This is a genomic window from Aquamicrobium zhengzhouense (assembly GCF_016124105.1).
GTDB lineage: Bacteria > Pseudomonadota > Alphaproteobacteria > Rhizobiales > Rhizobiaceae > Aerobium > Aerobium zhengzhouense.
This window is the reverse complement of the sequence record NZ_JADGMQ010000004.1, coordinates 65,459-84,028: the sequence shown is the minus strand read 5'-3', so window position 1 is coordinate 84,028 and position 18,570 is coordinate 65,459. Positions and strand designations below refer to the sequence as shown.

At 58.6% G+C, this 18,570-nt stretch carries 22 protein-coding genes; 19 read left to right on the top strand and 3 right to left on the bottom strand.

The window, feature by feature from the left end:
• Positions 1 to 148 precede the first annotated feature (148 nt).
• Positions 149 to 694: a GyrI-like domain-containing protein gene (locus IOD40_RS08165; protein ID WP_198476046.1), complete on the top strand. Its 546-nt coding sequence runs from the start codon at positions 149 to 151 to the stop codon at positions 692 to 694.
• Positions 695 to 702: 8 nt separating this feature from the next.
• On the opposite strand, the gene IOD40_RS08160 is transcribed toward IOD40_RS08165, so the two are convergent.
• Together IOD40_RS08160 and IOD40_RS08155 are read right to left on the bottom strand one after the other, a co-directional pair.
• Complete coding sequence (locus tag IOD40_RS08160; RefSeq protein WP_198476045.1) at positions 703 to 1,179, bottom strand: methyltransferase family protein; 477 nt, start codon at positions 1,177 to 1,179, stop codon at positions 703 to 705.
• Complete coding sequence (locus tag IOD40_RS08155) at positions 1,172 to 2,152, bottom strand: heparan-alpha-glucosaminide N-acetyltransferase (protein ID WP_325099686.1); 981 nt, start codon at positions 2,150 to 2,152, stop codon at positions 1,172 to 1,174. Before IOD40_RS08155 ends, IOD40_RS08160 begins: the two co-directional genes overlap by 8 nt.
• Positions 2,153 to 2,237: 85 nt before the next feature.
• Here IOD40_RS08155 and IOD40_RS08150 point away from each other — a divergent pair, with 85 nt between their 5' ends.
• The gene (locus IOD40_RS08150; protein WP_198476201.1) at positions 2,238 to 3,065 is read left to right on the top strand and encodes an aldo/keto reductase; all 828 of its coding nucleotides are present in this window, start codon (positions 2,238 to 2,240) and stop codon (positions 3,063 to 3,065) included.
• A gap of 13 nt (positions 3,066 to 3,078) precedes the next feature.
• On the opposite strand, the gene pncB is transcribed toward IOD40_RS08150, so the two are convergent.
• Positions 3,079 to 4,383 (bottom strand): nicotinate phosphoribosyltransferase, encoded by a 1,305-nt coding sequence (pncB, locus tag IOD40_RS08145; protein WP_198476044.1) that lies wholly within the window; start codon positions 4,381 to 4,383, stop codon positions 3,079 to 3,081.
• On the opposite strand from pncB, the gene IOD40_RS08140 reads away from it, so the two are divergent.
• The 17 genes from IOD40_RS08140 to nuoK all read left to right on the top strand — a co-directional run bounded on the left by IOD40_RS08140 (position 4,382) and on the right by nuoK (position 18,568).
• Positions 4,382 to 5,101 carry a TadE/TadG family type IV pilus assembly protein gene (locus IOD40_RS08140; protein WP_198476043.1) on the top strand — a complete coding sequence of 240 codons (720 nt, stop codon included), beginning with the start codon at positions 4,382 to 4,384 and terminating at the stop codon, positions 5,099 to 5,101. The two genes, pncB and IOD40_RS08140, sit on opposite strands and share 2 nt — an antisense overlap.
• Before the next feature lie 35 nt (positions 5,102 to 5,136).
• Positions 5,137 to 5,847, top strand: a complete 711-nt coding sequence (locus IOD40_RS08135) for a hypothetical protein (RefSeq protein WP_210336830.1) — start codon at positions 5,137 to 5,139, stop codon at positions 5,845 to 5,847.
• A gap of 77 nt (positions 5,848 to 5,924) precedes the next feature.
• Positions 5,925 to 6,977 carry an aldo/keto reductase gene (locus IOD40_RS08130; protein ID WP_198476041.1) on the top strand — a complete coding sequence of 351 codons (1,053 nt, stop codon included), beginning with the start codon at positions 5,925 to 5,927 and terminating at the stop codon, positions 6,975 to 6,977.
• Between the two features lie 206 nt (positions 6,978 to 7,183).
• The gene (locus tag IOD40_RS08125; RefSeq protein WP_325099684.1) at positions 7,184 to 7,570 is read left to right on the top strand and encodes a tyrosine phosphatase family protein; all 387 of its coding nucleotides are present in this window, start codon (positions 7,184 to 7,186) and stop codon (positions 7,568 to 7,570) included.
• Positions 7,571 to 7,780: 210 nt separating this feature from the next.
• Positions 7,781 to 8,146, top strand: coding sequence for an NADH-quinone oxidoreductase subunit A (locus IOD40_RS08120; protein ID WP_198476039.1), 366 nt, complete (start codon positions 7,781 to 7,783; stop codon positions 8,144 to 8,146).
• Positions 8,137 to 8,718: a NuoB/complex I 20 kDa subunit family protein gene (locus tag IOD40_RS08115; protein ID WP_198476038.1), complete on the top strand. Its 582-nt coding sequence runs from the start codon at positions 8,137 to 8,139 to the stop codon at positions 8,716 to 8,718. Before IOD40_RS08120 ends, IOD40_RS08115 begins: the two co-directional genes overlap by 10 nt.
• 9 nt (positions 8,719 to 8,727) lie before the next feature.
• Positions 8,728 to 9,333 (top strand): NADH-quinone oxidoreductase subunit C, encoded by a 606-nt coding sequence (locus IOD40_RS08110; RefSeq protein ID WP_198476037.1) that lies wholly within the window; start codon positions 8,728 to 8,730, stop codon positions 9,331 to 9,333.
• Between the two features lie 8 nt (positions 9,334 to 9,341).
• Positions 9,342 to 10,532, top strand: coding sequence for an NADH-quinone oxidoreductase subunit D (locus IOD40_RS08105; RefSeq protein ID WP_198476036.1), 1,191 nt, complete (start codon positions 9,342 to 9,344; stop codon positions 10,530 to 10,532).
• Entirely contained in the window at positions 10,533 to 11,741 is a 1,209-nt protein-coding gene (locus IOD40_RS08100; RefSeq protein WP_198476035.1) for an NADH-quinone oxidoreductase subunit E, read from the top strand.
• Positions 11,742 to 11,751: 10 nt separating this feature from the next.
• The gene (nuoF, locus tag IOD40_RS08095) at positions 11,752 to 13,056 is read left to right on the top strand and encodes an NADH-quinone oxidoreductase subunit NuoF (RefSeq protein WP_198476034.1); all 1,305 of its coding nucleotides are present in this window, start codon (positions 11,752 to 11,754) and stop codon (positions 13,054 to 13,056) included.
• Positions 13,057 to 13,118: 62 nt separating this feature from the next.
• On the top strand, positions 13,119 to 13,568 hold the full coding sequence (locus IOD40_RS08090; RefSeq protein ID WP_198476033.1) for a hypothetical protein: 450 nt from the start codon (positions 13,119 to 13,121) through the stop codon (positions 13,566 to 13,568).
• A gap of 114 nt (positions 13,569 to 13,682) precedes the next feature.
• Positions 13,683 to 15,764, top strand: a complete 2,082-nt coding sequence (gene nuoG / locus IOD40_RS08085; RefSeq protein ID WP_198476032.1) for an NADH-quinone oxidoreductase subunit NuoG — start codon at positions 13,683 to 13,685, stop codon at positions 15,762 to 15,764.
• Between the two features lie 9 nt (positions 15,765 to 15,773).
• The gene (nuoH, locus tag IOD40_RS08080; protein WP_198476031.1) at positions 15,774 to 16,823 is read left to right on the top strand and encodes an NADH-quinone oxidoreductase subunit NuoH; all 1,050 of its coding nucleotides are present in this window, start codon (positions 15,774 to 15,776) and stop codon (positions 16,821 to 16,823) included.
• Positions 16,820 to 17,011, top strand: a complete 192-nt coding sequence (locus tag IOD40_RS08075) for a hypothetical protein (RefSeq protein ID WP_198476030.1) — start codon at positions 16,820 to 16,822, stop codon at positions 17,009 to 17,011. Before nuoH ends, IOD40_RS08075 begins: the two co-directional genes overlap by 4 nt.
• Before the next feature lies 1 nt (position 17,012).
• Positions 17,013 to 17,504 (top strand): NADH-quinone oxidoreductase subunit NuoI, encoded by a 492-nt coding sequence (nuoI, locus tag IOD40_RS08070; RefSeq protein WP_198476029.1) that lies wholly within the window; start codon positions 17,013 to 17,015, stop codon positions 17,502 to 17,504.
• A gap of 130 nt (positions 17,505 to 17,634) precedes the next feature.
• Positions 17,635 to 18,255: an NADH-quinone oxidoreductase subunit J gene (locus tag IOD40_RS08065; protein WP_198476028.1), complete on the top strand. Its 621-nt coding sequence runs from the start codon at positions 17,635 to 17,637 to the stop codon at positions 18,253 to 18,255.
• A 4-nt stretch (positions 18,256 to 18,259) separates the two neighbouring features.
• The gene (nuoK, locus tag IOD40_RS08060; RefSeq protein WP_198476027.1) at positions 18,260 to 18,568 is read left to right on the top strand and encodes an NADH-quinone oxidoreductase subunit NuoK; all 309 of its coding nucleotides are present in this window, start codon (positions 18,260 to 18,262) and stop codon (positions 18,566 to 18,568) included.
• The last annotated feature ends 2 nt before the right edge of the window (positions 18,569 to 18,570 follow it).

The window sequence follows — 18,570 nt, the reverse complement described above, 5'->3', positions numbered from 1 at the left end:
TGTGTTTCCCTTACGAGATATGTGGCGTCATGGGAAGTTTCGCCGCGTGTTGCGCGAAAGTCAGGCGAACTGACGTAGTGTCAACGTTGACGAAGCATGTGCGTCGACGCCATTTGGCGGATGAACTCAGGAGAACAGGTGGAAGATCATGTGCCAGCTTTGCGGTGAGGGAACATTTGCGGCTCACGCAATTGCGCTTTCCGAGAGGCCGCAGGAGATTCTCTGCGGACTGCGTTGGATCGGCACATACAAAGCAGCAGCGTTGGGAGAGACGGAACAGTTGCTGCGTAAGGTACAGGCGTTCTCAGATGTCCGGAAAGCAATGTGGAAGAGCCCGATCGTGGCACTCTCGCGCACCGTTGATGATGCAACATTCGAATATTTTGCTGGTATTTCCGTTGAACCAGCCGAAGCGATGCCCGCAGGTTTCGAGCTACAGCATATTCCCGAAATGACAGTCGCAAGTTCCTGGCACGGCCACGAGGATGGAGACGTGCTGGCTCATTACGGGCAGATACTCGATTGGCTGCGCGCAAACGGGCTGCGTCGTGATCGCACGAATTGTGACCATCGGGAGGAGTACCCGCATGATGTCAATCTGGACGCGCCGCCGGCCCTGAGGCTGATGCTGCCGGTGGAGAGCGTAAGTGACCAGATGCCGAAAGGCGGAGGATTTACAGCTTCTGCAGTTTGAGCGAGCGCTCAGACCCAGCGGCGAACCTTCTTCGCGTAATCTCGCCAGCGCTTTCCAAAGCGCGCCTCAAGATGCTTCTCCTCCCGCTCGATCGCCAGCTTCTGGGTCATGAAGGCTGCCACGAAAGCGAACAGGATGAACCATGTGATCCCGGTAATCAGACCGACGGCAATCATCAGCATCGTATTGCCGACATAGATTGGATTGCGGGTGATCGCGAAGGGGCCGCTCGTGACCAGATGGTCTGAAGCGCGATGGGGCATCACTGTCGTCTTGGCACGCCTGAAAGCGCGTATGGCCGCAACATCCATCGCAATGGCTCCGGCACCAATCAACCAGCCGAATGCGAACAGGATCTCGGAGAGCGGGCGAGTAATCCAGGGCAGGGGGTATAGCCAGTTGAGAACGACAGCTATTGCTGCGCTGGCGAGGTAGATCATTGGTGGCCAGGGCAGGCGGTTCGGTCTTGTCCGGATGTCATCCATCGTTCTCCCCCTTCGTCACATATTCGGCATCAACTGTGCAGGCAGCAACGATTTCCTGCAATCTTTCTGACGTCTCAGGGCGCACAGTGCCCATAACGACCTCTTCCATCCGCCCCTCATTCTCAAGTGTACCCATGACGCAGACGCAGTAAAAATCGCAGAACTCACCGCTTTCGATGTTCTGGCACTGCGCCTGACATGCGCGCATGAACTGCGTTTCAGCTGTTGGCTGCGGTGCAGGCGAGACCTGCGCGAACAGCCATATTGCACCGATGAGGACTGGCTGATGAATGAGGTAGACCGCCAAACTATGCCGTCCGGCAGCCTGGAAAGGCGTGGACCAGCTTCCAGGTCGCCACCTGGACAATTTTTCAAAGAGGCCCTGGTCGGCGGCGACCTTTGCGGCAGCGATGCCGAAGAGGACAGCACCAAACCACGGGAACAAGGGCACATAGTCATTCGAGCGCGGGTTGACGCTTGATAGTCCGATCCAAAGGAGTGCGGGATGGTCGAAGAACGTCGAGCGAAGGAAGTGCGGTGCGGACAGCACAAATAGCGCTAGCAGAACGGTGATCGCAACGGGTACCCGCACGAACGCAAGGCCAAGGATGCTGGCGAGGGCGATCTGGTGAAGTATCCCGAAAAAGATGAAGCCACCCGGAACTGCGAACCAGGTGATGAGAGATATTGCTGCGGCGGCTGCTGTGACCCTTGCGAGGCGGCGAAGGAAGGGCGGCAACCTGATCGACTTCGCGTGGCCAAGAAAAAGGCTGACGCCAACCAGAAACAGGAAGGATGAGGCAATGCAGCGCGCGAATATCTTCCAGCCGCCCTGGGCCGTCATCGCATGCGGCGCATAGCCGAAAAATTCCAGATCCCAGGCAAAATGGTAAATTGCCATTGCCGCGAGCGCCAGGCCACGGGCAAGATCGATCGCCTCGAGCCGGGGTTTGTCGATTGCGGAACGCTGCACTAGTTTCCTTTCCGAATCGGTCCCCATCCGCCGCTGAAGAGATAGCATGATCACCCGGGAACCGGCCAAGCAGAAGGACAAATGGATGCACCACGTTGACGCAAATGGCGCTTCGATACCAGCCCTGGGGATGGGTACATGGACCCTTGAAGGCGACGCATGTGCATCATTGGTAGCCGATGCCCTTGCACTGGGATATCGCCACGTGGACACCGCCGCCGCCTATAAGAATGAGGAAGCGGTAGGCGAGGGGCTCCGCGCTGCGCGGGTCGCTCGTGAGGATGTCTTCGTTACCACCAAGGTCTGGTGGACCGACCTAGCTGCGGATGATCTGCGGCGTTCCGCCGAAGACAGCTTGCGCCGCCTCGGGCTCGACCATGTTGACCTTCTCCTCATCCACTGGCCGAATCCCGAAATTTCGCTCCGGGAGTCGATTGAAGCGCTCAACAGGGTTCGAGCCGAGGGGCTCGCGCGCCACATAGGCGTTTCGAATTTCCCCACGGCGCTGCTGTCTGAAGCGCTGTCTCTGTCGGAAGCGCCGCTTGTGGCAAACCAGGTCGAAAATCATCCATATCTGGATCAGCGCAAGGTCTACGACGCGTGCCGCTCCGCTGGAATGGCAATGGTCTCCTACTGTCCGCTTTATCGTAGTGGCGGTTTGTTCGATGAGCCGGTTGTGCGAGCTGCTGCTGCGGCGCACGGCAAGACGCCGGGTCAGATAATATTGCGCTGGCACGTGCAGCAGAACGGGATGGTAGCCATTCCACGGACGACTAAGAAGGAGCGCCTCGCCGAAAATATCGACGTTTTCGATTTCGTGTTGAGCGGAGAGGAGATGCAACAGATCTCCGCCCTTCGTGGCAAGGCACCGCGCATCTGCGACTACGCGTTTTCGCCCAAATGGGACAATTGAGCACTCAGCCGGTCTAAACGAGGACCGGCTGTCTTACCCGGGATTCCTCGCCGAAGACCCTGAGGTATCGCTCGACCTCTTTCGGATCGCCCGTTGTCTTTTCCGGGTTGTCCGAAAGCTTGACTGCAGGTCGGCCATTGGCCTGCGTCACCTTACAGACCAGAGAGATCGATTTGAGGCGGTCATTGTGCGCCGGCGCGCAGTCCTTGAAGTCGTTCGTCAGGTTGGTGCCCCAGCCGAATGACATCCGCACCCGCCCTTTGAAGTGGAGGTAGGTCTTCTCGATCGTTGCCACGTCGAGGCCGTCGGAAAAGATCAGAAGCTTGTCTTTCGGATCTTGGCCCCGCTCTTTCCACCACTGAATGATCCGCTCACCGCCCTCAATCGGAGGTGCACTGTCGGGGCGATAGCCGGTCCAGTCGGCGACCCAGTCGGGCGCGTCGCGCAGGAAAGACGCCGTACCGAAAGTGTCCGGCAGCACGATCAGCAAATTGCCGCCATAATATTTCTGCCAGGCCTCAAGCACCCGGTAGGGTGAGGCGCGCAACTCTTCATCCGAGTTGGTGAGCGCAGCAAGGACCATAGGCAGTTCGTGTGCATTGGTTCCAAGCGCTTCAAGATCCGTATCCATGGCAAGCAGCACGTTTGAAGTTCCGGTGAATGCTGAGCCGATACCTTCTTTCAGAGCTTCAACACACCAGCGTTGCCAGAGAAAAGAGTGCCGGCGACGGGTGCCAAAATCCGAGATCCGCAGATCCGGATATTTCCTGAGCAGCTCGACCTTCTCCCAGACCTTCGCCTTGGCGCGGGCGTAGGTCACATCAAGCGCGAACCGACCCATAGACTTCAACGCAGCGCGTGAGCGCAATTCGTTGATGATTGCGAGCGCGGGAATTTCCCACATTGTGGTGTCGTGCCAGCGGCCATGGAAGTGTAGCTCGTACTGGCCGTCGCGCTTGAAGAGCTCGTATTCCGGCAGGCGGAAGTTTTCGAGCCAGGCGAGGAAATCAGGTTCGAAGATCTGTTTGCGACCGTAGAAAGTGTTGCCCGCGAGCCAGATCATCTCCTTGTTGGTAAAGCGAAGCGTACGGGCATGGTCCAGCTGTGCCCTTAGCTCCTCCTCATCGATTTCGTCGGCGATGCGGACCGACTTGGTCCGGTTGATCAACGAAAAGGTAGCGTCGACATCACGATAAACGCCCCAGATCATCTGCAGCATCAGCAGCTTGTAAAAGTCGGTGTCGAGCAGGCTGCGCACGATCGGGTCGAGCTTCCAGGTGTGATTGTACACCCTGCGGGCGATGTCGGTTCTGGTCATGGCAAATCTCATCGACGAACGCGTTCGCGTGAAGCTGCGCTCTAGGTCATCCCTCATCTTCCGCCACCTACCTGACGGCGCGAAGGTAGGGAACGGAACTTATGCAGGCTCGATTGTCAATTCCGTTACGGAAAAAGCAAACATTTCCGCCGGGATTCAGCAGAACTTTATACCCCTTTCCTACACGGCGATCACACAAATCCATCGGCTGGGGGCCAATATGAACATTTCACGTCTGAGCGGGCGGCTGGGAGCGCTTGTTCGCAGCTTCGCGCACGACCGGCGAGGCAATTACGCAATCATCGCAGCCATTACGAGCTTGCCGCTGCTGACGAGTGTGGCGGTCGCTATGGAATACGCCAACGCCTCGCGTATGCGTTCGGAGTTGCAGCAAAGACTTGACGCCGCCGTGCTCGCTGGTGCCAGTCACGGCAACGCCCAGATCGCCGAGGCGGAACGCTTTTTCCGGGCGACGTTCCAGGACAATTCAGAAAATCAGTCAGCCGATGGCGCTGGCAGCGTCATTAAAGCCGGTTTCTCTCTCGGCGAAGGGGTCCTTGACGGGTGGGCTAGTCGGCCGATGGAGCCGATGTTCGGCTTTGGCCGCTTGACCGAAGGCAAGGAGATTTCGGTCGTCTCTCAAGCGCGCTTTTTTGTCTCCGAAGCTGGGGCCCCTTGCATCCCGTGCTTGCCAACAAGACACAGGCGTTGCTGGTGAACTCAGGGGCAAAGATCGACGCCGAAAGATGTGAGGTGAACGTTCACTCCACCGAACATAACGCCATGATCATGAACGCGCAGTCGAGCCTAGACGTCTCCCGGACGTGTGTTGCGGGAAAGAGCATTCTTAATAATGGCGGACGAATTGGCGGGCTCGAGATCGGGTGCAGGCCGCCAGCCGATCCCTACGCGGGAAAAATTCCTGAGCCGACATTGCCAGCGAGTTGCACAACCTCAGGACCTAAAAGCCCTGGCACTCACACGCTGAAGAGCGGCATCCATTGCGACGTCACCTTCAACGGCACTGCAAACGTGACCTTCGAACCGGGGCTCCATATCGTCAGGGGCACCATGATCATCAATGCCGGGACGGTGAAGGCTGAAGGGGTGACCTTCTATTTCCCGAACACGCAATCGAGGATCCAGTTGAACGACAACATCACGATGAGCGCTTCGGCACCTGCCTCCGGGCCCTATCAGGGAATATTGATGTTCGAACGTACAAGCGATCCGTCGAACAATTCGCACAAGCAGCAATTCGTGTTCAATCGGATGGAGCTACAGCGACTGGAGGGCGCGATCTATCTGCCGAACCGCGACGTGACCTACAATGCCAAGTCGAACATCAATGGCCACAAGACTGCTCTGGTGGTCAACACGCTCATCATCAATCAGGCAGACTGGAAGCTGGACGGGCTCACATCTGCTGGGGCAGGGCAGCGGTCTGTCTATCTCTCGCGATGATGAGGATCTTGCCGCGACATTGACTTTCACCAGCACGCGGTTCAACCGTCGCTCCTCAATATCTTGGAGTATCAAACATGGAAAAGCGCAGGCTCGGGCGCACGGACATTTTCGTCTCGAAAATTTGCCTTGGGACGATGACCTTTGGCGAGCAGAATACTGAAGAAGAGGGGCACCAGCAGCTCGACTTCGCGATCGACCGCGGCGTCAACTTCATCGACACGGCCGAGCTCTACCCAATTCCACCCAAGCCGGAGACGCAGGGCCGTACCGAGCGCTACATCGGCAACTGGATGAAGGCGCGCGGAAATCGCGACAAGATCGTTCTCGCCACCAAAGTCGTCGGTCGCACCGCAAATGAGTGGTTTCGCGGAGGGCGTCCTTCGAAGCTTGTGCGTGCCGACATTCTGGATTCCATCGATAAGTCGCTGCAGCGACTGCAGACCGATCATGTGGACCTGTATCAGATCCACTTTCCGGACCGTCTGGTTCCCTGGGGATCGAACCCGAGCCGTGTTGCTGAATGGCCGGCAAAGCGCGCCGAAGACGAGACGCCGATTGCCGAGACGCTCGCTGTCTTCGACGAGATCGTGAAGGCAGGCAAGATCCGCCATCTCGGCCTCTCGAATGAAAGCTCCTGGGGAGTGATGAAGTTCATCGCTGAAGCGGAAAAAGGCGTCGGGCCCCGGCCGGTATCGCTCCAGAATGCGTATAATTTCGTCAATAGAACCTTGGAAGTGAACCTTGCCGAAGTCTGCGATCGCGAAGAGGTCGGGCTTCTCGCCTATTCTCCGCTTGCGCAGGGGTACCTGACGGGGAAATATGATGACGGCGCTCTCCCGGCGGGCTCTCGCAAGCAATTGTTCGATCGCCTTCAACGCTATGAAACCCCACGAGCGGCCGAGGCGATCAAAGCCTACAACCAACTCGCACGCCAGTTCGGAATGGAGCCGGCGCTGTTCGCCAATGCGTTTGTGACGAACCAGCCATTCGTCACGTCCAACATCATTGGCGCGACCAGCATGAACCATCTCGAGTTGGCGCTGTCGTCTGCTGACGTCAAATGGACGGAAGAGATGCAGGCGGCGATTGATGCGGAGCACCAACTGCGTGGCAACCCTTGCCCGTGATGTTAGGCTTGCCTATCTGAAGCTCAGGCGGCCGGCCTGAAGGCCGGTCGCTGAAAGGTCGTCCGATGATCTACGTTTGCTCGAGGACAAAAGTCGCAGAAACCATCTCGGCGGTCGGCGCAAGCCGATTGGTGACTTTGCTGACCCACCGGGCAGATTTTCAACGTCCGGATTCGATTGTTCCCGCGAATCACCTTTTCCTCGAAATGAACGATGTGCTGGCCGAGCAGCCGGGAATGATCGTTCCCGCACGCAGGCATGTGGAGGAACTGATTTCCTTCGTTGAGGAGTGGGACAGGACATCGCCGCTGGTCATTAACTGTTTCGCCGGGATAAGCCGCTCAACCGCAGCCGCCTACATATCGGTTGCGGCATTGTCGCCCATACGCTGCGAGGAAGAACTCGCCCAGACTTTGCGCCGCTCATCACCCTCGGCAACGCCGAATTTGCGTCTGATCCGCCACGCAGACGAGATTCTGGGACGAAACGGGCGAATGGTGGCTGCGATCGAGGCGATCGGACGTGGGGCCGACGCTTTTGAGGGTACGCCATTTTCCATCGCGGTTGGGGAGCGGGGTAACGTTAACTTGTAGGGCAAAAGCAGCGCCATGCCGTAACGGTAGCAGGGCGTTACGGGGCATTCTGGCGAATGTTGGGCTTGCTTCGTGGGTGCGCCTGCGCTAACGCTCGCCCCGCAATCACTCCTCGCTTCAAGAGGCTCCACCCGGAGTATCTGTAGCGGTTCCACCCTTGGGTTCGCAGCTGTAGTGTCGAGCCAAGTTGAGGTGCAAACGGAAAACAAGATGAGCGAACTTCTGAGTTCCTACCTTCCAATTGTAATCTTCATCGGCGTCGCGCTGCTGGTCGGTATTGCGCTCCTGGTGGCGCCGTTCCTGGTCGCGTACCGCAATCCCGATCCGGAGAAGCTGTCGGCCTACGAGTGCGGTTTCAACTCCTTCAGCGATGCGCGCATGAAGTTCGACATTCGCTTCTACCTGGTTGCGATCCTCTTCATCATCTTCGACCTGGAAGTGGTGTTCCTGTTCCCGTGGGCAGTGTCCTTTGGGCAGATCGGGTGGCTGGGTTTCTCATCGATGATGGTCTTCCTCGCAGTGCTGACCATCGGCTTTATCTATGAATGGAAGAAGGGAGCACTGGAATGGGATTGAACGACGCCTCCCAGACTTTGGTTGCCCCGAAGCCTAAGGGTCTCATCGATCCTAACACGGGCAAGCCGATCGGTTCTGATGATCCATTCTTCGGCGAGTTGAACAACGAGCTTTCGGACAAGGGTTTCCTTGTCACGTCCTCCGAAGCTCTCATTACCTGGGCGCGCACCGGTTCGCTCATGTACATGACCTTCGGTCTCGCTTGCTGCGCCGTCGAGATGATCCACTCGGCAATGCCGCGCTACGACAGCGAGCGCTTCGGTATTGCGCCGCGCGCGTCTCCGCGTCAGTCGGACGTTATGATCGTGGCGGGTACGCTGACGAACAAGATGGCGCCTGCGCTCCGCAAGGTTTATGACCAGATGCCGGAGCCGCGTTACGTGATCTCGATGGGCTCCTGCGCAAATGGCGGCGGCTATTACCACTATTCCTATTCGGTGGTTCGAGGCTGTGACCGCGTTGTTCCGGTGGACATCTATGTTCCTGGCTGCCCGCCCTCGGCGGAAGCGCTGCTGTACGGCATTCTTCTCCTTCAGAAGAAGATCCGCCGCACCGGCACGATTGAGCGGTAAGAAGCGACTATGAGTGAAGCCCTTTCCAGTCTTGGATCCTATGTGCGCGAACGTCTGGCCGACAAGGTCATCGATGTCTCGATCGCTTATGGAGAGCTGAACATTCACGTCGTGCGTGAAGCCATCGTTGAGGTGGTGAAGTTCCTTCGCGACGATGAGAACTGCCGTTTCGTCTCCTTCGTCGACGTTTCCGGTGCCGACTATCCGGCCCGCGAAGATCGCTTCGATGTCGTCTATCATCTGCTTTCGCCGTACAAGAACCTTCGCGTTCGTGTCCGCGTGCAGACCGATGAGGACACGCCTGTCCCGTCGATCACCTCGGTTTATGCAGGTGCCGACTGGTTTGAGCGCGAAGCATATGACCTTTACGGCATTCTTTTCTCGGGCCACCCCGAGCTTCGCCGCATCCTCACCGACTATGGCTTTGAGGGGCACCCGCTCCGCAAGGACTTCCCGCTTACCGGCTTCGTGGAGGTCCGGTACGACGACGAGATCAAGCGCGTGGTCTACGAGCCCGTGGAGCTCAAGCAGGAGTTCCGCAATTTTGACTTCCTGTCGCCATGGGAAGGCACGGATTACGTGCTGCCCGGCGATGAGAAAGCCAAGCCGAACTGAGGCGCGTTATGGCTGAGACATCCGTTCGTAATTTCAACATCAACTTTGGCCCGCAGCATCCAGCAGCGCACGGCGTTCTTCGCCTCGTTCTGGAGCTCGATGGTGAGGTTGTTGATCGTGCTGATCCGCATATCGGGTTGCTGCATCGCGGCACCGAGAAGTTGATGGAGCACAAGACATACCTGCAGGCTGTCCCATATCTGGACCGTCTGGACTATTGCGCGCCGATGAACCAGGAGCACGCTTTCTGCCTGGCAGTTGAGCGTCTGCTCGGTATTGAGGTGCCGAAGCGCGGCCAGCTGATCCGCGTGCTCTACAGCGAGATCGGCCGCATCATGTCGCACATCCTGAACGTGACGACGCAGGCCATGGATATTGGTGCTCTGACCCCGCCGCTGTGGGGCTTTGAAGAGCGCGAGAAGCTGATGGTGTTCTACGAGCGTGCTTCCGGCTCGCGCATGCACGCCGCATACTTCCGTCCTGGTGGCGTCCATCAGGATCTGCCCGAGAAGCTTATCCAAGATATTGGTGCGTGGATCGATCCGTTCCTGAAGACCATCGATGACCTCGATGCACTTCTGACCGAAAACCGTATCTTCAAACAACGTAACGCCGACATTGGCGTCGTCAAACTGGAAGATGCTTGGGCGCTCGGCTTCTCGGGTGTGATGGTTCGTGGTTCGGGTGCTGCGTGGGATCTGCGCAAGTCGCAGCCATACGAGTGCTACGACGAACTCGAATTCGACATCCCAATCGGCAAGAACGGCGACTGCTACGATCGCTATCTCATCCGTATGGAAGAGATGCGCCAGTCCGCCCGTATCATGCGCCAGTGCATCGACAGGCTGCTTGGCAGCGAGCGTGTCGGGCCGGTCTCCTCCGTGGACGGCAAGGTCGTCCCGCCGAAGCGGGGCGAGATGAAGCGTTCGATGGAAGCGCTGATCCACCACTTCAAGCTCTACACCGAGGGTTACCGCGTGCCGGCGGGCGAGGTCTATGCCGCCGTTGAAGCGCCTAAGGGCGAATTCGGCGTCTATCTGGTCTCGGACGGCACCAACAAGCCTTACCGCTGCAAGCTGCGTGCGCCGGGCTTTGCACATCTCCAGGCGATGGATTTCCTTTGCAAGGGTCACATGCTCGCCGACGTATCAGCCATCCTCGGCTCCCTCGACATCGTGTTTGGTGAGGTCGACCGCTAAATGTCCGTTCGCCGTCTCGCAGAGCAAGCCTTTCAGCCAGCCAGTTTCGCCTTCACCGAGGCGAATTTGGAGTGGGCGAAGCATACCATCAACAAGTACCCGGAAGGCCGTCAGCAGTCCGCCGTGATCCCGCTTCTCATGCGGGCTCAGGAGCAGGATGGCTGGGTGACCAAGGCGGCCATCGAATATGTCGCCGACATGCTTGACATGGCCTATATCCGCGTTCTGGAAGTTGCGACGTTCTACACGCAGTTTCAGATCGTTCCGGTGGGCAAGAAAGCTCATATCCAGGTTTGCGGAACCACGCCGTGCATGCTGCGCGGCTCTGAGGACCTGATGAACGTCTGCCGCTCCAAGATTCACCCGGAGCCGATGCATCTTAACGATGCCGGTACGCTTTCGTGGGAAGAGGTGGAGTGCCAGGGCGCATGCGTAAACGCGCCGATGGTCATGGTCTTCAAGGATACCTACGAGGATCTGACCCCGGAGCGCCTTGCGGAAATTATCGATGAATTCGAGGCGGGACGTGGTGACCAGGTCAAGACAGGTCCGCAGACCGATCGCGTCTTCTCTGCGCCTGCAACGGGGTTCACCAGCCTGACCGACGAGACGGTTGTTCTGAAGACGACCCGCGATGCGGAAGCACGTGCGAACGGTGCTTCTGCTGCGGGTGTCGAGGCTCCGTCAGAGGCAGCGCGTCCTCGTACAGATGCGATCGAAACCAATCCCGCTTTTGCGACGCCGTCTCCGGTTAAAGTGAGCCCGAGCACGGAAGCCGCAGCGAGTGTAGCGGCCCCCGCAGAGAATAAGGCTGAGGCCGACAAGTCTGTCGACGGTGAGCCGCGTGCGCATGCTGACAAGGTTGCAGAGCCGGCGTCGGCATACAAGGCGCCCGAACTGTCGCAGGAGACGGCAAAGCCATCGCTGGATGACGAAAATCGTCCAGCCGGCATTGAGCGCCCGGCGGAGGCCGATGATCTGAAGCTGATCTCCGGGATCGGCCCGAAGATCGAAGGTATTCTTCACGAGCTCGGCATCTTCACCTTCGCGCAGATCGCCGCGTGGACTGAGGCCGAGCGTCGTTGGGTCGACGGCTACCTGAACTTCAAGGGCCGTATCGATCGCGACGATTGGGTGAAGCAGGCATCCGCACTGGCAACAGGCGGCGAAGCGGAATACATCCGCGTCTTCGGCAAGAAGCCGCGTTAAGGAGGTCGGGATGCTTCACGATAAAGACCGCATCTTCACCAATATTTATGGCCATTTCGACAAGTCGCTGGCCGGCGCAATGCGTCGCGGCCATTGGGACAACACCAAAGCGCTCGTAGAAAAGGGCAGGGACTGGATCATCGATGAGATGAAGGCATCCGGTCTGCGTGGTCGCGGAGGCGCTGGCTTCCCGACAGGCCTCAAATGGTCGTTTATGCCTAAGCAGAGCGATGGCCGTCCGCACTACCTGGTCGTAAATGCTGACGAATCCGAGCCCGGCACATGTAAGGATCGCGACATTCTTCGGCACGATCCGCACACGCTGGTCGAGGGCTGCCTTCTCGCTGGTTTCGCGATGGGCGCTCACGCGGCCTACATCTATATCCGCGGTGAGTTCGTCCGTGAGCGCGAGGCGTTGCAGCGCGCGATTGACGAAGCTTACGACGCTGGTCTCCTCGGCAAGAATAACAAGTGCGGCTGGGATATGGACGTCTACGTCCACCACGGCGCGGGCGCTTACATCTGCGGTGAAGAAACTGCGCTGCTCGAGAGCCTCGAGGGCAAGAAGGGCCAGCCGCGCCTGAAGCCGCCGTTCCCTGCGAACGTCGGTCTCTATGGCTGCCCGACAACCGTCAACAACGTCGAGTCGATCGCAGTTGCTCCGACGATTCTGCGTCGTGGTGCGTCCTGGTTCTCCTCGATGGGGCGTCCAAACAACGTTGGCACCAAGCTGTTCATGCTCGTCGGTCACGTCAACACGCCGTGCACCGTCGAAGAAGAAATGGGCATCACCTTCCGTGAGCTCGTCGAAAAGCATGGTGGCGGTATCCGTGGCGGCTGGGATAATCTTCTCGCCGTGATCCCCGGTGGCGCTTCGTGCCCAGTGGTCAAGGCAGAAGACATCATCGATTGCCCGATGGATTTCGACGGTCTTCGTGAGCGCAAGTCGTCGTTCGGAACGGCTGCCGTGATCATCATGGACAAGTCGACCGATATCATCAAAGCGGTTGCTCGGCTGTCGTACTTCTTCAAGCACGAAAGCTGCGGCCAGTGCACACCGTGCCGTGAAGGCACGGGCTGGATGTGGCGCGTCATGGAGCGTCTCGTGCGTGGTGAAGCACACAAGCGCGAAATCGACATGCTGCTCGACGTGACCAAACAGGTGGAAGGCCACACGATCTGTGCTCTTGGGGACGCTGCGGCGTGGCCGATCCAAGGCCTGATCCGCAATTTCCGTCCTGAGATCGAGCGTCGGATTGACGAGTTTACCCGCAACTCCCATCGCGCCGAACCGGTGCTGGTTGCTGCGGAATAGGATCAGAAGAAAGTCTCACGCAGGGGCCGGATCGATCTGGCCCCAACGGAACGATGCCAAGAATGAAGCAGTATGGTGACATAGGCGGCGCCGGGATGCCTGGGAAAGCTAGGGAAGTCGCATCGTCGATTTGCCTGCAAGCGTCCCCGGACGGTGCAGCTTCTGTTGCCAGAACGATCATTTTCAACCGTGCAAGCCACCCATCTGGTGAGTGGCTAGGAGCATTTCCTGCTCCAGCGCGGCTGTCGCGTCGCTTCGTTGAAGCTGTGATCCCCGTCGCGGAAGGAATTGTTTCGCGGTTGAAGCTCTTCGATAAGGCATCGCCTGCGAAAGGCTCAATCCTTAACAAGGCGGCTGGCGCAAGGGATCTGAAGAAAATCAGCGGAATCGGGCCCAGGCTCGAGAAAGTGCTGAAGAAGCGCGGTGTTACGACCTATCGCAATATCGAGACGCTGGTATGCGGACGTGATTGCGACGTTGAGCGCCGGGTTTGGCCTGGCAGGCCGCATTGAACGTGACGATTGGAGCGGGCAAGCAACGGCCCTATCCGGTCGCAGGTAAAGAACTACTGGGGCAGCTTGCTGTCCCGCAGCAGGGTTTGCGGATATCCGCGGAGTTGAGGCAATATGGCTAAACTGAAGGTCGACGGCAAAGAGATCGAGGTACCCGATCACTACACGCTTCTTCAGGCGGCGGAAGAGGCAGGTGCAGAGGTGCCACGCTTCTGCTTCCACGAGCGGTTGTCGATCGCAGGCAACTGCCGCATGTGCCTGGTAGAGGTTAAGGGCGGCCCTCCGAAGCCGCAGGCATCATGCGCCATGAACGTGCGCGACCTGCGCCCGGGGCCGAATGGTGAACTGCCGGAAATGTTCACCAATTCGCCTATGGTCAAAAAGGCCCGCGAAGGTGTGATGGAGTTCCTGCTCATCAACCACCCGCTGGATTGCCCTATTTGCGACCAGGGTGGCGAGTGTGATCTTCAGGATCAGGCCATGGCTTTCGGTGTGGACGCTTCGCGTTACGCCGAGAACAAGCGCGCGGTTGAAGACAAGTATCTTGGGCCGTTGGTTAAGACGGTCATGACGCGCTGCATCCACTGCACGCGCTGTGTACGTTTCACCACCGAAGTTGCCGGTATTTCCGAGCTTGGTTTGATTGGTCGCGGCGAAGATGCCGAGATCACCACCTACCTCGAAAAGGCAATGACGTCCGAGTTGCAGGGTAACGTTATTGACCTTTGCCCGGTCGGTGCGCTGACCTCGAAGCCTTATGCGTTTCAGGCTCGTCCGTGGGAACTGAACAAGACCGAATCCATTGACGTGATGGACGCTGTCGGTTCGGCAATCCGCGTCGACACTCGTGGCCGCGAAGTGATGCGCATCATGCCGCGCATCAATGAGCAGGTGAACGAAGAGTGGATCTCGGACAAGACCCGCTTCATTTGGGACGGTCTGCGCTCGCAGCGGCTTGACCGGCCCTATGTGCGCCGTGATGGCCGCCTGCAGGCGGCAAGCTGGGCCGAGGCGTTCGGCGCGATCAATGACGCAGTTGCACGGACCTCTGGCGATAAGATCGGCGCGATCGCCGGTGACCTTGCTGCCGTCGAAGAAATGTACGCGCTGAAGCAGCTGATGACATCGCTCGGTTCGGCGAACTTCGATTGCCGCCAGGATGGCGCTGCACTGGATCCGGCAAACGGTCGCGCAAGCTACATCTTCAACCCGACCATTGAGGGGATCGAAGATGCAGACGCGATCCTGATTATCGGTTCCAACCCGCGCTTTGAGGCGTCGGTTCTGAATGCACGTATCCGCAAGCGTTGGCGCTCCGGCGTTCTCCCGATCGGAGTGATCGGCGAGGTGGGTGACCTGCGTTATGACTATGAAGCGCTCGGCAACGGCCCGGAGACTCTGGCGCAGCTGGCTTCAGGCTCGATCGGCTTCCTGCAGACGCTGAAGGACGCTCAACGTCCGCTGATCATCGTTGGGCAGGGCGCACTCGCGCGTGACGATGGTGCTGCTGTACTGTCACTCGCCGCGCGTGTTGCAGCTGACGTTGGTGCAGTGTCTGACGAGTGGAACGGCTTTGCTGTACTTCACACTGCAGCTGCCCGCGTTGGTGGTCTCGATCTCGGTTTTGTGCCGGGAGAGGGGGGCAAGGATGTTGCGGCCATGATGGGCGCGCTCGATGTTCTGTTCCTGCTCGGCGCTGACGAGTTCGACATGAAGCAGATCGGCTCTGCCTTCACGGTCTACATTGGCAGCCATGGTGATGCCGGTGCGCACCGCGCCGACGTTATTCTGCCAGGCGCGACGTATACCGAGAAGTCGGGTACATACGTGAACACCGAGGGCCGCGTTCAGCTGGCGAACCGTGCAGGCTTTGCACCGGGCGAGGCAAAGGAAGACTGGGCGATTCTTCGCGCGCTTTCCGATGTCCTCGGCAAGCGTCTGCCATTCGATTCGCTCACGCAGCTGCGCGCAAAGCTCTATGCCGACTACCCGCATTTTGCGGCAATCGACGAAATCGAAGCCGGAAATCCGGCCGATGTCTCGGCGCTGGCTGGTAAGGGCGGCTCGGTGATCAATGCGGCATTTGTTTCGCCGGTGACTGATTTCTATCTGACGAACCCGATTGCCCGGGCGTCCGCTGTCATGGCCGAGTGCTCGGCCCTGGCGCGTGATGGCTTCAGGCAGGCGGCGGAATAGGGCGGGGCAATGGATTCCTTCTTCGCATTATACGTGCTCCCGGCGCTGATCATTCTCGGCAAGTCAGTCTTGCTGATCGTGGTTCTGCTGATCCTGGTTGCATATCTTCTCTACGCCGACCGTAAGATCTGGGCGGCGGTGCAGCTTCGCCGTGGTCCCAACGTGGTTGGTCCGTGGGGTCTTCTGCAGGCATTTGCCGACTTGCTGAAGTTTGTCTTCAAAGAGCCGGTGATCCCCTCAGGCGCCAACAAGGCCGTGTTCCTTCTGGCGCCGTTTATCTCGGCAGTCCTCGCCATTGCGGCATGGGCCGTCATTCCGGTCAGTGAAGGCTGGGCCATCGCAACGATCAACGTCGGTATTCTCTACGTATTCGCCATCTCCTCGCTAGAGGTCTATGGGGTGATCATGGGCGGTTGGGCCTCGAACTCGAAGTACCCCTTCCTCGGCGCGCTTCGTTCGGCTGCGCAGATGGTTTCGTATGAAGTCTCGATCGGTTTCGTGATCGTAACCGTCCTGCTCTGTGTCGGCTCTCTGAGCCTGACCGATATTGTGCTGTCGCAACGGGACGGTCTTGGCACCCATCTTGGCCTGCCGAACACGTTCCTTGATTGGCACTGGCTCGGCCTGTTCCCGATGTTCATCATCTTCTTCATCTCGGCGCTCGCCGAGACGAACCGCCCGCCATTCGACCTGGTTGAAGCCGAGTCGGAGCTGGTTGCCGGTCACATGATCGAATATTCGTCGACGCCGTTCCTGCTGTTCTTCCTTGGTGAATACGTCGCCATCGTCCTGATGTGCGCGCTGACCACGATCCTGTTCCTCGGTGGCTGGCTGCCTCCGTTCGACTTCGCACCGTTTACGTGGGTGCCGGGCGTGATCTGGTTCGTGCTCAAGGTGTGCATGGTCTTCTTCATGTTCGCCATGGTGAAAGCATTCGTCCCGCGCTACCGCTATGACCAGTTGATGCGTCTGGGTTGGAAGGTCTTCCTGCCGATCTCGCTCTTCATGGTGGTCGCGACCGCGACATTCCTGAAGGTCATGGAGCTCACCGCGGCATGAGCGGCAGCGCCATAGGAGCTTTGCTCGGACTGATATTGGCGCTAATCGGCGCCGGTTTCCTCCACGCGCTTTCAAGGCGTGTGGAGTTGTCCGAAACAAAGCTCGTATTAAAGGTTTCGGGGGCTGCCCAGATTGTGGTGCTCCCGGTTTTGGGCTGGTTCGCCGGCTCGCTGTTTGGTGGAGAATAAGATGTCAGCGCTAGCCCAGGCTGCAAAGTCGCTGCTGCTCAAGGAGTTCGTCGGGGCATTTTTCCTGTCGATGCGCCAATTCTTTGCGCCCAAGCACACGATCAACTACCCGAACGAGAAGGGGCCGATCTCACCGCGCTTTCGTGGTGAACACGCGCTTCGTCGGTACCCGAATGGTGAAGAGCGCTGCATTGCTTGCAAGCTCTGCGAAGCCATCTGCCCGGCACAGGCGATCACGATCGAGGCCGGTCCGCGCCGTAACGACGGTACCCGCCGTACCGTGCGCTACGACATCGACATGGTGAAGTGCATCTATTGCGGCTTCTGCCAGGAAGCTTGCCCGGTGGATGCGATCGTCGAAGGCCCGAACTTCGAATTCTCCACAGAAACTCGTGAAGAGCTTTACTACGACAAGGAAAAGCTGCTCGCCAATGGCGATCGGTGGGAGCGCGAAATCGCGCGCAATATAGCTTTGGACGCACCCTACCGCTGAGTGGGGTGAAGTGGACGGCCGGTAACGGCTGTTCTAGTGAACACGCGCATCTGCTCGCGCTTCGGCGCGGGCGACGCGGAGCAGGGCGTTGCAAAATGCATAGTGCCTTTAACGGAACCCGGGGGAACCCATGCTGACAGGACTTGAGGCGATCTTCTTCTACGTTTTCGCCTTCATTGCGGTCGCGGCGGCCTTCATGGTCATCTCGTCGCGCAACCCGGTGCACTCTGTGCTGTTTTTGATTTTGACCTTTTTCAACGCCGCGGCCCTGTTCCTCCTGACAGGCGCTGAATTCCTGGCGATGATCCTGCTGGTTGTTTACGTCGGCGCAGTGGCAGTTCTCTTCCTCTTCGTCGTCATGATGCTCGACGTGGACTTTGCAGAGATGAAGCAGGGTGCGTTGCAGTACGCTCCGGTCGGTGCCCTGGTCGGGCTGATCCTTGCAGCGGAACTCATCATTGTTCTCGGCGGCTACACGTTTGCGCCCGAATTGGCTGGCTCGACCGCGCGTCCGACGCCGCCGATCGACCAGCGCCACAATACGGCTGCGCTGGGTGACATCATATATACGGACTACATCTTCTTCTTCCAGATTGCGGGCTTGATCCTCCTGGTCGCGATGATCGGCGCGATTGTCCTGACGCTGCGCCACAAGCCAAACGCCAAGCGCCAGAGCATTCCGGCTCAGGTCGCGCGCACGACGGCAACTGCAATCGAGATCAAGCAAGTGCAGTCGGGCAAGGGGCTCTGAGGCTATGGAAGTCGGTATCGCTCATTATCTCACCGTCTCGGCTGTACTTTTCACGATCGGCATCTTCGGCATCTTCCTCAATAGGAAGAACGTCATCGTGATCTTGATGTCGGTCGAGTTGATCCTGCTCGCGGTGAATATAAATTTCGTGGCCTTTTCGGCCGTCCTTGGCGACCTCGTCGGTCAGGTCTTCGCGCTGTTCATCTTGACGGTCGCGGCGGCCGAAGCTGCCATCGGTCTCGCTATTATCGTCGTCTTCTTCCGAAATCGTGGTTCGATTGCCGTCGAAGACGTCAACATGATGAAGGGCTGAGC